Annotated in this window: 14 protein-coding genes; all 14 read left to right on the top strand. The window is 35.2% G+C overall.

Features of this window, described 5'->3' with window-relative positions:
- Positions 1 to 231 precede the first annotated feature (231 nt).
- A complete protein-coding gene (locus LC814_RS12280) occupies positions 232 to 1791 on the top strand; it encodes a sodium:solute symporter (RefSeq protein ID WP_226064265.1) in 1560 nt (519 codons plus the stop codon).
- A gap of 368 nt (positions 1792 to 2159) precedes the next feature.
- Positions 2160 to 2570 (top strand): hypothetical protein, encoded by a 411-nt coding sequence (locus LC814_RS12275; protein WP_226064264.1) that lies wholly within the window; start codon positions 2160 to 2162, stop codon positions 2568 to 2570.
- A 101-nt stretch (positions 2571 to 2671) separates the two neighbouring features.
- Positions 2672 to 3523, top strand: coding sequence for a transketolase (locus tag LC814_RS12270; RefSeq protein WP_226064263.1), 852 nt, complete (start codon positions 2672 to 2674; stop codon positions 3521 to 3523).
- A 447-nt stretch (positions 3524 to 3970) separates the two neighbouring features.
- Positions 3971 to 4918: a transketolase family protein gene (locus LC814_RS12265; RefSeq protein WP_226064261.1), complete on the top strand. Its 948-nt coding sequence runs from the start codon at positions 3971 to 3973 to the stop codon at positions 4916 to 4918.
- A gap of 296 nt (positions 4919 to 5214) precedes the next feature.
- Entirely contained in the window at positions 5215 to 6825 is a 1611-nt protein-coding gene (locus LC814_RS12260; RefSeq protein ID WP_226064259.1) for a sulfatase-like hydrolase/transferase, read from the top strand.
- Entirely contained in the window at positions 6797 to 7588 is a 792-nt protein-coding gene (locus LC814_RS12255) for an FAM151 family protein (protein ID WP_226064257.1), read from the top strand. The genes LC814_RS12260 and LC814_RS12255 overlap by 29 nt, the downstream gene beginning before the upstream one ends.
- A 47-nt stretch (positions 7589 to 7635) precedes the next feature.
- A complete protein-coding gene (locus tag LC814_RS12250; protein WP_226064256.1) occupies positions 7636 to 7845 on the top strand; it encodes a hypothetical protein in 210 nt (69 codons plus the stop codon).
- Between the two features lie 185 nt (positions 7846 to 8030).
- Positions 8031 to 8594, top strand: a complete 564-nt coding sequence (locus LC814_RS12245) for a CIA30 family protein (RefSeq protein ID WP_226064255.1) — start codon at positions 8031 to 8033, stop codon at positions 8592 to 8594.
- Between the two features lie 414 nt (positions 8595 to 9008).
- Positions 9009 to 9554 (top strand): DUF488 domain-containing protein, encoded by a 546-nt coding sequence (locus LC814_RS12240; protein WP_226064254.1) that lies wholly within the window; start codon positions 9009 to 9011, stop codon positions 9552 to 9554.
- Positions 9555 to 9683: 129 nt separating this feature from the next.
- Complete coding sequence (locus LC814_RS12235) at positions 9684 to 9893, top strand: hypervirulence associated TUDOR domain-containing protein (RefSeq protein WP_226064253.1); 210 nt, start codon at positions 9684 to 9686, stop codon at positions 9891 to 9893.
- Between the two features lie 24 nt (positions 9894 to 9917).
- Positions 9918 to 10259 (top strand): LysR family transcriptional regulator, encoded by a 342-nt coding sequence (locus LC814_RS12230; protein ID WP_226064252.1) that lies wholly within the window; start codon positions 9918 to 9920, stop codon positions 10257 to 10259.
- Positions 10201 to 10800, top strand: a complete 600-nt coding sequence (locus tag LC814_RS12225; RefSeq protein ID WP_226065827.1) for a LysR substrate-binding domain-containing protein — start codon at positions 10201 to 10203, stop codon at positions 10798 to 10800. The genes LC814_RS12230 and LC814_RS12225 overlap by 59 nt, the downstream gene beginning before the upstream one ends.
- An 82-nt stretch (positions 10801 to 10882) precedes the next feature.
- The gene (locus tag LC814_RS12220) at positions 10883 to 11818 is read left to right on the top strand and encodes a YeiH family protein (protein ID WP_226064251.1); all 936 of its coding nucleotides are present in this window, start codon (positions 10883 to 10885) and stop codon (positions 11816 to 11818) included.
- Positions 11819 to 11965: 147 nt separating this feature from the next.
- The gene (locus LC814_RS12215) at positions 11966 to 13243 is read left to right on the top strand and encodes a chloride channel protein (protein WP_226064250.1); all 1278 of its coding nucleotides are present in this window, start codon (positions 11966 to 11968) and stop codon (positions 13241 to 13243) included.
- The last annotated feature ends 20 nt before the right edge of the window (positions 13244 to 13263 follow it).

Genomic DNA, 13263 nt, shown 5'->3' with positions numbered 1-13263 from the left:
AACACTAAGAAAGAAGCGAAAATCTGAGCTCCGACTTGCCTCACTACTTTTTTATTTTTTTTATTTGAATCGGCGAACCACATTCTGGTATGAGTGGATCACGATGTAAAATCTGGGGGAACGAAAGGCGTAAACAGGCGCTCCAGAAAATAAAAATTTCCTATTCGATGTAGGCAAACAGGCGCCTAAATCCTACCAAAAAAAACTATATTTGCTCATAATTTTTCAAAAATGAACACAGGAACTATTTTACTCTTATTTGTTTTCGCCTATTTTATCGGGCTTTTAGTGATCTCCTATATTACGAGCAGGAATGCGGATAACCAGTCTTTTTTCATCGGAAACAAAAAAAGTAAATGGTGGTTGGTGGCTTTCGGGATGATTGGGACGAGTTTGAGTGGCGTGACGTTTATTTCGGTGCCAGGAACGGTCGGGAAGATGACTTCCGGCGATTATGCCTTTGGTGGCTTTGAATATTATATGCTCGTTATTGGATTTTTTATTGGCTACTTTATTGTGGCCTTCGTGCTTTTACCGCTTTATTACAAAATGAACCTGACGTCGATTTATACTTATCTCGGACGGCGATTTAATGTAGAAGCGCATAAAATTGGCTCTATATTTTTTATTATTTCCCGCTCAATCGGAGCAACAGCAAGATTATTTTTGGTGGTAAATGTTTTGCAGATCTTCCTTTTAGAAGGTTTAGGGATTCCTTTTTGGGTAACCGCTGCAGTGATTTTAATTATGGTTTTGCTCTATACTTTTGAAGGTGGTGTGAAAACCATTGTAATTACCGATACGCTGCAAACTTCCTTTATGATCATCAGTTTAATCGGTTGTATCGTCTTTATCTTATCGCAATTGAATCTTTCGGCGGGCGAAGCATACACTGTTCTTGCCGAAAAAGATTACACGCATTTTATCAATTTTGATGTCAATTCGAAAACATTTTTCCTGAAAACAATTTTGGGTGGAATGTTTATTACCATTGCCATGACAGGTTTGGATCAGGAAATGATGCAGAAAAACATTTCGGTTGACAATCTGCATAATTCGAAAAAGAACATGCTGACTTTCGCCGTAACCTTATTAATCGTGAATCTTGCTTTCTTATTTTTGGGTGGACTACTGTATCTTTTCTCCATGGAAAATGGGGCGGTTTATGGCGAGATTGTAAACGTTGTGAACGGACAGGAAAGTGTTACCAATGCTTTTGGTTTTAAAGATGCTTCAACAGGAGTAATTAATAATATAATGGGAGATGATTTGTTTCCCGCACTTTCACTGCAAGGCTACTTTCCACTCTTTATTTCCGTCATTTTTATTATCGGTTTAATATCGGCGCTTTTCCCTTCTGCGGACGGCGCGTTGACTGCAGTTACCAGTTCATACTGTGTTGATTTATTAAACATGAACGAAAATAAAGAGAAAACAGAAAAGCAAAAGAAGAAAACCAGAATGACCATCCACTTGATTTTCACCGTTATTTTCTTTGTGTTGATCATGGTTTTCAAAGCCATCAATGATAAGTCGATCGTGTATTTGATCATGGAAATTGCGGGCTACACGTACGGACCACTGTTGGGACTTTTTGCTTTTGGGATTTTAACGAAATATCAGATTGTTAAAAAATACGGAATTCTGGCTGTGACTTTAGTTTCGCCGGTTTTAACTTGGCTAATCAATTATTTTGTGACGCACAACAGCGATTATAAAATCGGCGTAGAATTAATTATTATTAATGGTTTGCTGACTTTTATTGGGTTGTGGTTGATTCGGAAGAAATAGAAATTATTGAAAACTAAATATTTTAAATCGGTTGATATTTCAACCGATTTTTCTATTTTTATAGAAACATAAGTCATTGATGTTCACTATAAATTGAAGTCAATCTTAAATTTTGTAATACAGACTGAATTAACCTTGTCAAGGTTTAAAACCTTGACAAGGTTCTGAGAAAACAAATAATTCTCGCTAAAGATCCACATTTTTTTCGATCCTTAAGACCCTCAAAAATCATAATTTAGCAAGGCAACTAAAACCAAACCAAGACTATTAAAAATATTGCGATCCTAATCCTGTTTCTGTTCTCAACCTTCATTTTCGCCCAAAATTTCGAACTCTCCACGCTCAGAATTGGCGAGTACAAGATCTTTATGAAAAAAGAAGATGCGGAAAAATTGTCGAAAAGTAAATTCCAGAAAACTGACAATTATGAACAGCGAAATCAGGTAAATTATTATGGAGAAAAAGTCGACATTACTGCCTATGAAGGTTATGCCGGAGAAAATCAGGCAAACACGGAAACGATTCAAGTCTTAAGCACAAAAAGTAAAAAATTCCGAACCAAAAGTGGAATGGGTGTCGGTAGCTCCAGAAACGAACTGATAAACGCATACAAAGATTACGCGAATTTTTCTGTGAATCAAGACTGGAACGAAAAGGGCCCATCCAAAACAACAAGTTATTTTAAACTCGGCGATCTGGACGCGCGTACCGAACTCTCCTTCAAACTGGTTGACAATATCATGGTCGAAGTCATGATTTATTTCAATGAAGGCTGCTAAATATTTAAATTAAAAACAAAAATCCGGCGCAAAAGGCCGGATTTTTTCATTTCCCAAACCCATCAAAAATTTGTAAATTCGCGTCCAAATAAATCTATATAATGAGTAAATCGATTGAAGAGCTGAAATCTCTGACCACACAAATTAGAAGAGACATTTTGAGAATGGTTCACGCCGTGAATTCCGGTCATCCCGGCGGAAGTTTGGGCTGTACCGAATACTTCACCGCATTGTACGGGAAAGTGATGAACTACAAACGTCCTTTCACCATGGAAGGAAAAAACGAAGATCTTTTCTTTCTTTCCAACGGACACATTTCGCCCGTATTCTACTCCACTTTAGCAAGATTCGATTTTTTCCCCGTTGCAGAATTGGCAACGTTCAGAAAATTGGGAACCAGATTGCAGGGACATCCAACCACGCATGACGATCTTCCGGGGATCAGAGTCGCTTCAGGTTCTTTGGGTCAAGGATTGTCGGTTGCAATTGGTGCCGCTTTAGGTAAAAAATTAGACGGTGATGAAAGCTTGGTCTATGTTTTACAAGGCGATGGCGAGTTGCAGGAAGGTCAAAACTGGGAAGCATTTATGTTTGCCGCTGCTAAAAAGGTAGATAATTTAATTACAACCATTGACTACAACGGACGTCAGATTGATGGCGACACCGATGATGTTTTAGATTTAGGAAACCTACATGCTAAAATGGAAGCGTTTGGCTGGACCGTTTTAAACGAGAAAAACGGAAACGATTTAGAAGCCGTAATCGCGATTCTGGAAAGAGCAAAAGCAGAAACCGGTCAGGGAAAACCCGTGTGTATTCTATTGCATACCGAAATGGGACATGGTGTAGATTTTATGATGGGAACTCACGCATGGCACGGAAAAGCGCCTAGCGATGAGCAACTGGATAACGCTTTCAAACAATTGTATTTAGAAGCGCCGGCTGATTACTAAAATAATTTGGGCAGACATTTGACTACGTCGAATGTCTAATGCAGTGAGATTTATGGCAGACATTTCCGTCCTCCGTTCCCGCTTTTTTAATTGCTGGCTTCGACAAGCTCAGCCACCAATTAAAAAGAGCTCCACTCAGGCCGGGCTGCAGATTATTTAAGATTAGAAAACTCCTTATTAAAAAGTAATTATAATGGTTCGCAATAAATAAAACTCTTTGAGAACTTTGCTAAGTGAAATCGAAGATTCGACGAAGTCAAACGCCTTTGCGAACGTAATTAAAAACATATTTATAAAAAAACCTTGCGCCCTTTGCGTTAAAAAAATTTTAGTAATTTAATTACGGAACATCAATCAAAATTCGAAGTAATTCGAGAAACCAAAACACTAAAAAAGTCATGAAACCGCAAGGTTCCATGAGTCCATTAAAAAAAATGTAAAATCCTCATGAAATATACATACACAGAACAAAAAGATACCAGAAGCGGATTCGGCGCTGGATTAGCAGAATTGGCAGATAAAAACCCAAATGTCGTAGCACTTTGTGCCGACCTTATCGGATCTTTGAAGATGGAGAAATTCATTGAAAAAGCACCAGAACGTTTTTTCCAGGTCGGGATTGCAGAAGCCAATATGATGGGAATCGCAGCCGGCTTAACCATCAACGGAAAAATTCCGTTCACGGGAACTTTCGCCAACTTCTCTACGTCCAGAGTTTATGACCAGATTCGTCAGTCGATCGCTTACTCCAATAAAAACGTAAAAATTTGTGCCTCTCACGCAGGATTAACTTTGGGTGAAGATGGCGCAACACACCAGGTTTTAGAAGACATCGGAATGATGAAAATGCTTCCGGGAATGACCGTAATCAACACTTGTGATTATAACCAAACCAAAGCAGCAACTCTTGCCATCGCAGATTTCGAAGGACCGGTTTATTTAAGATTCGGACGACCAGTTGTTCCAGTATTCATTCCGGAAGATATGCCTTTCGAAATCGGAAAAGGAATTATGCTTCAGGAAGGAACCGACGTCACCATCGTAGCAACCGGACATTTAGTTTGGGAATCTTTATTGGCTGCAGATGCTTTAGAGAAAGAAGGAATCTCTTGTGAAGTCATCAACATTCACACGATCAAACCTTTAGACGAAGAAATTATCTTAAAATCGGTAGAAAAAACAGGAAGAATCGTAACTGCCGAAGAACACAACTACATCGGTGGTTTAGGAGAATCCGTAGCCGGAATGTTGTCCAGAAAAAGACCAACTATCCAAGAATTCGTAGCCGTAAATGACACTTTCGGAGAATCTGCAACCCCAGCAGAATTAATGAAAAAATATAGAATTGATTCTGACGCGGTACAGGCAGCTGTGAAGAGAATTATGAAGAGATAATTTCAAAAAGACGAAGAGATGATAGATCGCTTCGCTTCTAGATAAAAGACCAATCCACTGATTAATTCAGTGGATTTTTTTTACACTTAAAAACTGATGAATTCTTTTCGAGAAAAAATTAATTATTTTAGTTTGGGAATAATTTAATACATTTATGATACACAAAAGACGCAATCATTTGTGATTAAAATTTATTAAAACATATATCTAAATCGTCTCAAAAGGTTTAACTACTTAGACCACTTTTAGCATTTAAAAATTTAAAATTTGGATTTTAACGCAAAAACTATGAACGCTTGAAACTACTGCAATCACCATTATTTAATAATAAAATTTTTAAGATTATACTTCTGAGGATAGGATTTTGGTTTCCTATCCTCTTGTTAATTATTTTTAAAATTAATGATCTTGATTTTAATAAAATATTTGGAAATATTATTTTAGCCTTAATAATTATTTTTGCCGCCAATCTTTTTACGAACAGAAAATTAAATCTATTCTTAGAGTCAATAGGTGTTATTTTTTTTAATATTGTAATGTTTATTCAGATCACGCACTTCTATCTTTTTAATGATGATATTATGTCATCTACTTTCTTTATTATTTTTGAATCAAACACCAGCGAAACAACTGAGTTTTTATCAATGTATATTGACTTTACCATAACAGTCATCTTTATAGTATTAATGGTAGCCGCATTTATTAGTGTTTTTTTAAAAGTATACAATTCAAACAGCAAAATAAAATTAAAATATAGTTTTTCTGCCTTATTAATAATTTTTGGTTTACTCATAAATAACAACATAAGAGCAAATACATTCCCTCATTTATTTTATACGGCCCTAAGTAATTATCAGCACGATAAAAAAATGTTTAATGAAGTTACAGAAGATAAATTTGGAGGAGATTTTTCTCAAGTAAGATATAACAGTAGTAGCAAAGATGAAATTTCGGTTTTAATTATCGGTGAGTCTACCACCAGACATCATATGCAACTATATGGTTATTATAGAGAAAATAATCCCGTCCTGTATAAAATAAAAGAGAACTTGATTATCTTTAAGGATATTATTTCACCCCACACAAATACTATTTCCTCTTTAGAAAAAGTTTTGACTTTAGCCTCGCAAGAATTTCCAGATAGAAAATTTGACGGATCAGTAATTCAACTATTTAACAAGGCTGGTTTTAAAACGTATTGGCTATCTAATCAGATGCCAATGGGTATTTTTGAAACCACTACGACAATATTGTCAAAAAATTGCGATGAACAAATATTTGTTAACACAACAGATAAGTCATTAGATAATAAGGTCTTAGATCCTTTAAAAGATATATTAAAACAGGAGAATAATAAAAAACTAGTTATTATTCACCTTATGGGAACCCATGGTGAATACGAGAATAGGTATCCTGCCTCTTTTCAAAAATATATATCACAACCTGTAACCAAATTTAATCATCGCAACGCGTACGAAGCCATAAATAATTATGATAATGCGATCTTATATAATGATTTTATCATAAGTGAAATAATTAAGGAAGTTGAAAAAACAAAGTCAAAATCGTATGTGTTATACTTTTCTGATCATGGTGAAGATGTTTACGAAACGATTGATATGTCTAGTCATTCAAATGAAAAAGGCACCAAACCGATGTATGACATACCATTTATTCTTTGGCGTTCAGAAAAATTTAAAATGGAAGAAAATAAATTTATCTTTGACACGGACCGTAAATATGTAACTGATAATTTATTATATACCTTAAGTGATCTCTCAAGTTTATCTTTTAAAGAATTTGATTCTACGAAAAGTCTAGTTAATAAAAATTTTGTTTTTAAACAGAGGAAAATATCAAAAAAAAAGAATATAGATTATGACATTTTATTCAATAGTAAAAAATAATAAAATAAAATTGTTATCAGTAATAATTTTTATGTTTCTCTGCTTTCTAATTTTAAATTTTCAAATTTATTTCTTCAAGTTTTTCTTTTCTTCTAAAATATGGGCTCATAGAGTTAATAGTATTGAGAAATACGAAGAAGCTCGTGATTTATTCTCAGGAGTAGAGCTTGATCTTGTTTTTAACGATTTAAACAATAGTTTTGATGTCAATCATCCACCTGCGGAATCAATTAATTTAAAATTATTTGATTTTTTGAAATCTAAAAAAGAATACAATAATTTCGGTCTCTGGCTAGATTTCAAAAATTTGAATGAATCTAATTACCACCAATCTTCAATCAAATTAGATTCGATAGTTAAAAAATTAAATATAAATAATAAAAATATAATTGTTGAATCCAGGAAACCTATTTTTCTCGACGCATATGTTAAAAAAGGTTTCAAAGTATCTTATTATTTACCTCCCGATATCGCAAATATGAAAGAGGAGGAGTTCATTATCGAGTCTACTATTATTAATAAATTAATAAATTCAGGAAAGATCGATTACATCTCCTCGGATGTTAATGATTACAATTTTTTGAAAGAGAAATTTCCAAACACTACAATAATCACGTGGATTCTGGATATTCCTCCTACAATTAAAAGCACTTATTCTTTAAAAGTTTCCATTAAAAGTTTTATCAGAAATTTAATTGTCTTAAGTGATCAAAATGTAAAAGTTGTCCTTTTTAGCTTTAAAGCAAAGTCAGGCAATCGATAATTGTTTTAGATTTAGTTTGTTATTATATTCTCTCAATACATGAGCGAATGTCAGAAACAAATAAACAAACCAATTACACCGTCGGTCATTCCACCAAAACAATCGAAGAATTTCTGCAATCGTCCTTTTCATTCGAAATTAAAATTTTAGCAGATATTCGAAGACTTTCTGATCTAGAAAATACTCGATGGCGCGAATTTACAAGCCGTAACCACTATTCTTCGCCGTTTTCTATAAAATTAATTACAAACGTTTAATAAAAAATAATCATCAAATTTTTTTCCTATTTCACTGTGTAAAAAGCCAAAGAATAAAATCCGCGCCTGTAGACGTGAATAAACTAAAAACCCATCAAAAAAATTCTTTTATATTTTGTATTTTTAGATTCAATAAAAGCAAAATGCGACTCCTAATCATTCTATCACTTTTAACAATTTCCTGTATGTCAAATTCAAATAAAAATCCAGCTGACGAAACGACCAATAAAACTGCAGCGAAATCCGAAAAAAACAGCCAGATGCTTTATGATTTCACAAAACAGGGCAAAGGAAAATGGCGGATACAAAATGATGTGGTGATGGGTGGGAGATCTGAAAGTCAACTAAAAATGACTGACGAAAATTACGCACTTTTTACCGGCCGCGTGTCCCTGGAAAATAACGGCGGTTTCTGCTCGATTCATCAAACTTCCGAGAAAGAGCCTTTTATCATTAAGGAAGAATCTGATGCTTTTATACTAAATTTAAAGGGAGACGGCAAAGATTACAATTTTAGGGTAAGAACCCCGAAAGGCAGACATTCTTATGCTTCTACATTTTCAACAAACAATAACGGAGATTGGGAAACTATCACGATTCCATTTAAATCGATGCATGCCACTTACAGAGGCGAAGTTGTAAACGTCCCGAACTATAATGGAGAAAATGTGGTGGAAATGCAGTTAATGATTGGTAATAAAAAAGAAGAAAACTTTGAAATATTCGTTCGATCAATCGCGGTCAACTAATTTTAAAAAGATTTTCTCCTTCGCTGCCGCACGATTGTATCGTGTGGTTTATTGAACACAAAATTTTTATACTACTCTATTAATCTTTGATTTTTAATAATGACCGCACGAAAGGATTCGTGCGACAGCTGTGGATGGATATCAATTCTTGGATTGTTTCAAGCTTTTATATAATGTCAATTTAGGGATGGTGTTTGCTATGAAAACTTAAAAATAGTAGCTTCCTGTTTTAAGTTTCAGTGGGATCTTGATTGACTCTTACTTTAAAATTCACAAGATTTGAAATCTTGACAAGTTTCTAAAAAAAGAGAATTACATTTAAGTAAAAAATAAAATTTCAGTTTTACGAATAAGATTGCGATTTAAAATTTCTAATTTTGATAATAGAAAAGAGAATTATTTATAATATTTAAAATGATCTTACCAGAAAAACTCACCATTTACACCATCGGTCATTCTACCAGAACGATTGGGGAATTTCTGGAAATGTTGAATTCATTTAGTATTAAAGTTTTGGCAGACATTCGACGGTTGCCTGGTTCCCGGAAATTTCCGCAATTCGATCAGGATGCTTTGAAAAAATCTTTAGAAGAAAACGGAATCGAGTATGTTTATATCGAAGATTTAGGTGGCAGAAGAAAAGTTGCTCCAGATTCAAAAAATACGACCTGGCGAAATAAATCTTTTCAAGGTTATGCAGATTATATGGAAACTGAATCATTTGCAGATGGTGCTACAGAACTCTCAAAGTATGCATTGGAAAAACCTACAGCGATGATGTGTTCGGAAGCGGTTTGGTGGCGGTGTCACCGTTCCATGGTTTCGGATTATTTCAAAGCGAAAGGCTGGGAAGTTCTGCATATTATGGCGCTGGGCAAAGCAACGGAACATCCATATACTGCGCCGGCGAAAGTTGTGGGAGATCAGGTTTTTTATTCTGCGGAAGAAGATCCGCATTAACATTGTCAAGGTTTGGAACCTTGACAAGGTTCTCAAAAGGATTTTAAATATAACATGGTCAAGATGTTAACTTTTGCCCCGCCGAATCTTCGATTTGACAAAGTTCAACAACCATTTTAAAAATATATCATGAAAACAAAATTTAAAGTTGGCGATAAAGTAAGTTGGAATTCTGAAGCGGGAAGAGTTTCTGGAACAATTATAAAAGTTCACACGAAGGATTTCGATTACAAAGGCTATACTCATCACGCCAAAGAAGACGATCCGCAATACGAAATTAAAAGCAGCAAAACCGATCATATTGCGGCGCACAAAGGTTCGGCTTTGACCAAAGAATAAAAATCATGAATCTACGTTTGTACAATGTTCGATTACCGCCTAAAAGTCTTTCACACCTTTGCCAATCGTTTGAGTTTTACCAAAGCAGCGAATGAACTCAGCATCTCTCAACCTGCAGTCACCAAACATATCAAGGAAATTGAGAATCAGTTGAACACCAAATTATTCAACCGGAACGGAACGACCATTCAACTCACCGAAAGTGGAAAAATTTTACTGGTTTACGCGGAAAAAATTCGAAATCTGTATCGCGATCTGGAATTCGAACTTTCCCAACTAAACAAACAGGAAAAAGGAAAGTTGAAAAATCGGCGCCAGTACAACGATTGCGCAATATATTTTACCCGAAATCCTGGCCCAGTTTAATTCTTCCCACAAAGAAATAAGCATTGAATTAATTACGAAAAATTCCGAAGACATCTCTAATCTTTTGAAGAAAGGCGAAATCGATTTGGGTATTGTAGTAGGCGAATCGAAGTCTTCTTACTTCGAATATCAAAAATTTAAACGGGATGAAATTGTTTTGGTTTGTAAAGCCGAACATCCTTTGGCGATTAAAAATTTTAAAATAAAAGATCTTTATGATATCGATTTGATTGTAAGAGAGCAAGGTTCAGGCACGCAGGAATTTATTCAAAATCAATTAAAAAAATCCAGAATTGATGTTCAGAAATTGAATATCATCATGCAATTGGGCAGCAGTGAAAGCATTAAAAATTATTTACTTCATTCGGAAGCGCTGGCTTTTTTATCCATCAGCACTGTTTTACAGGAACTAAAAAATAATCAACTCAGCGTAATCGACATTAAAAACTTTAGTATTGAAAGAAATTTTCACTTTATTACTTTAAAAGGAGAACATTCTGACCTTATCGATCTTTTTATGAAATTCATTAATTATAACTAATAGTTATACCCAAGAACAAATTGTAATTATATTTTGAATAACAAATAACCGAAATTTGTACCCTCAAAATAAATTCATCAACATGCAAACTACCTTATCAAAAGACCTTTTCCAAAAAATACATTTTTTCCTCCTGGTTATTTTTTGTGTTTCTCCTTTTGCATCTTCACCTGTTGCTTTGGCTTTAGGAATCGCGTTCACTATTATTATCGGAAATCCTTACGAGCAAAAAGTTCACAAATATATTCACCTTTTATTACAAATCTCCATCGTTGGTTTGGGTTTCGGTTTGCAGTTAAGTGAAGCTTTAAAAGCAGGAAAAGAAGGAATAACTTTAACAATTATGAGTATCACAACGGTGATGATTCTCGGTTATTTCCTTGGAAAATTTCTGAAAATAGAAAGACCTCTATCCTACTTAATCTCTGTTGGTACAGCGATTTGTGGTGGGAGCGCCATTGCTGCCGTAACTCCAATCATCAAACCAAGCACGAAACAAATTTCTCTGGCTTTGGCCATCGTTTTCACTCTAAATTCTGTTGCTTTATTTATTTATCCGCCCGTCGGTCATTTGTTGAACATGACCCAGGAACAGTTTGGATTGTGGTGCGCCATCGGAATTCACGACACAAGTTCTGTTGTCGGTGCCGCCAATAAATATGGTGATATCGCTTTAAAAGTTGCTACAACGGTAAAACTTTCTCGGGCTTTGTGGATTATTCCAATGTCACTTTTAACGATGGTGTTTTTCAAAACAAAAGGTGCAAAAGTAAAAATCCCGTGGTTTATCTTATATTTTGTAATTGCCATTTTGCTTCACACCTATTTTCCTATTTTCGACGGCTTCAGTAAAATCGCAACAACCGTTGCAAAATCAGGATTGAATTTGACCTTATTTTTTATCGGTTCTACAATCTCTATTCAAACTTTAAAAACCATCAGTTGGAAACCCTTATTTCTTGCAGTAGTTTTATGGGTGATTATCAGTGTCGGAAGTTTATTAATGATTTTGAAATAATGAGGATTGATAATAAGTTACGCGTGTCCTAAATGAATTTCTAAACTTTTATTAAATTTGCATTTCGCAGAAAGTATTTTCTAGTTTACTGTTTAAGTAAGATTTAAGAAATCATCTTTCGTTTGCAACATCTTAAAGAAAATTCCTTTGGAAAGAAATAAAATCGTTTCCCAGCACTATTTTAAATTAATTGCCGCTTCCCTCCTGGTTGGTTTAAGCAGTGCTTTATTGGCTTTTACCCTAAAGCATTTGACAGAATATTTTGAGCATCTTCTCTTTAAAACTGTCAGTAACTGGTACACTCCAGCTTTTATTCTGTTGCCGACCATAGGAATTACCGCTATCTATTTCCTACGAAAATATGTTTTTCAAAACCGGCGAAATAAAGGAATTACAGAAATTTATAAAACGCTGGATCAGCGGAAAGACCATTTGCCGCTCTTCAAAATTCCCTCTCACTTTATTAATGGTTTTCTCACCGTAATTTTTGGTGGCTCCACAGGTGTTGAAGTTTCTACCGTTGTTGCGACCGCCACAATTGGGAATTACGCCTACGAAAAAGAGTTTTCGGCGCGAATGTACAAACGGGAATTAATTTGTGCTGGAGTGGTCGCCGGAGTCGCCATATTATTCACAAGTCCTTTGGCTGGATGGCTGTTTGCACTGGAAGTTATCGCACGAAAAATGCGAAAATCGCTTATTATTTCCTGTACTGCATCCGCGTTGATGAGTTGGGGTTTTATAGAACTATTCGATTCGGAAACAATTCTTCATCGCCCGGTACAGGATTGGACGTACGCTGCAATTCCCTGCTTTATCATCTTAAGTATTTTGGGTGGCACGCTATCGGTCTATTTCACGCTTTTGGTTACCCGAATGAAAAAATTATTCAGCAATATTTCAAATAATTTTATCCGCGTAAATCTGGGAGCAATTGCAGTGGGAACAATGATTTATTTTTTCCCTACTTTATATGGAGATAGTTATCACGGTTTGCGGGAAATTCTCAGTAAACCTCTGGTCGTGCCCAGTATTTCGTTATTTTTTCTCTTGGCGGTATCTATTTTGAAACCGCTCGCCGCCTCTCTAACTTTAGGAGCGGGTGGCGACGGTGGTGTATTTGCGCCAAGCATTGTTGCAGGTGCTTTTCTTGGATTAATGGTTGCGTTCCTCGGAAACACCTATTTCAATACTGATTTAATCCCCGTAAATTTTGCGCTTATTGGTGCAGCGGCAACTTTGTCTGCGTCTTTGTATGCGCCTTTTACTTCGGTGGTTTTGATCTGTAATCTTCTTCCCAGCGGCTATCAATTATTTCTTCCTATTTTGGCGTGTTGTTTTATTTCTTATATCGTCGCAAAACTGATTCTGCCTTACAACGTATACACCTACGATTTCTACTTAAGTTCTAAAACTTCTCCTTAAAAAAAGAAATCCACTTCAAA

The organism is Kaistella polysaccharea, from assembly GCF_020410745.1.
Lineage (GTDB): Bacteria > Bacteroidota > Bacteroidia > Flavobacteriales > Weeksellaceae > Kaistella > Kaistella polysaccharea.
This window is presented reverse-complemented; position numbering and strand designations above follow the sequence as displayed.

Coding starts and splice junctions, on each gene's coding strand:
- LC814_RS12235 (WP_226064253.1), top strand. CDS start 9,684: ATGAAAACAAAATTTAAAGTTGGCGATAAAGTAAGTTGGAATTCTGAA.
- LC814_RS12230 (WP_226064252.1), top strand. CDS start 9,918: ATGTTCGATTACCGCCTAAAAGTCTTTCACACCTTTGCCAATCGTTTG.
- LC814_RS12240 (WP_226064254.1), top strand. CDS start 9,009: ATGATCTTACCAGAAAAACTCACCATTTACACCATCGGTCATTCTACC.
- LC814_RS12275 (WP_226064264.1), top strand. CDS start 2,160: ATGAAAAAAGAAGATGCGGAAAAATTGTCGAAAAGTAAATTCCAGAAA.
- LC814_RS12250 (WP_226064256.1), top strand. CDS start 7,636: ATGTCAGAAACAAATAAACAAACCAATTACACCGTCGGTCATTCCACC.
- LC814_RS12280 (WP_226064265.1), top strand. CDS start 232: ATGAACACAGGAACTATTTTACTCTTATTTGTTTTCGCCTATTTTATC.
- LC814_RS12270 (WP_226064263.1), top strand. CDS start 2,672: ATGAGTAAATCGATTGAAGAGCTGAAATCTCTGACCACACAAATTAGA.
- LC814_RS12220 (WP_226064251.1), top strand. CDS start 10,883: ATGCAAACTACCTTATCAAAAGACCTTTTCCAAAAAATACATTTTTTC.
- LC814_RS12245 (WP_226064255.1), top strand. CDS start 8,031: ATGTCAAATTCAAATAAAAATCCAGCTGACGAAACGACCAATAAAACT.
- LC814_RS12255 (WP_226064257.1), top strand. CDS start 6,797: ATGACATTTTATTCAATAGTAAAAAATAATAAAATAAAATTGTTATCA.
- LC814_RS12265 (WP_226064261.1), top strand. CDS start 3,971: ATGAAATATACATACACAGAACAAAAAGATACCAGAAGCGGATTCGGC.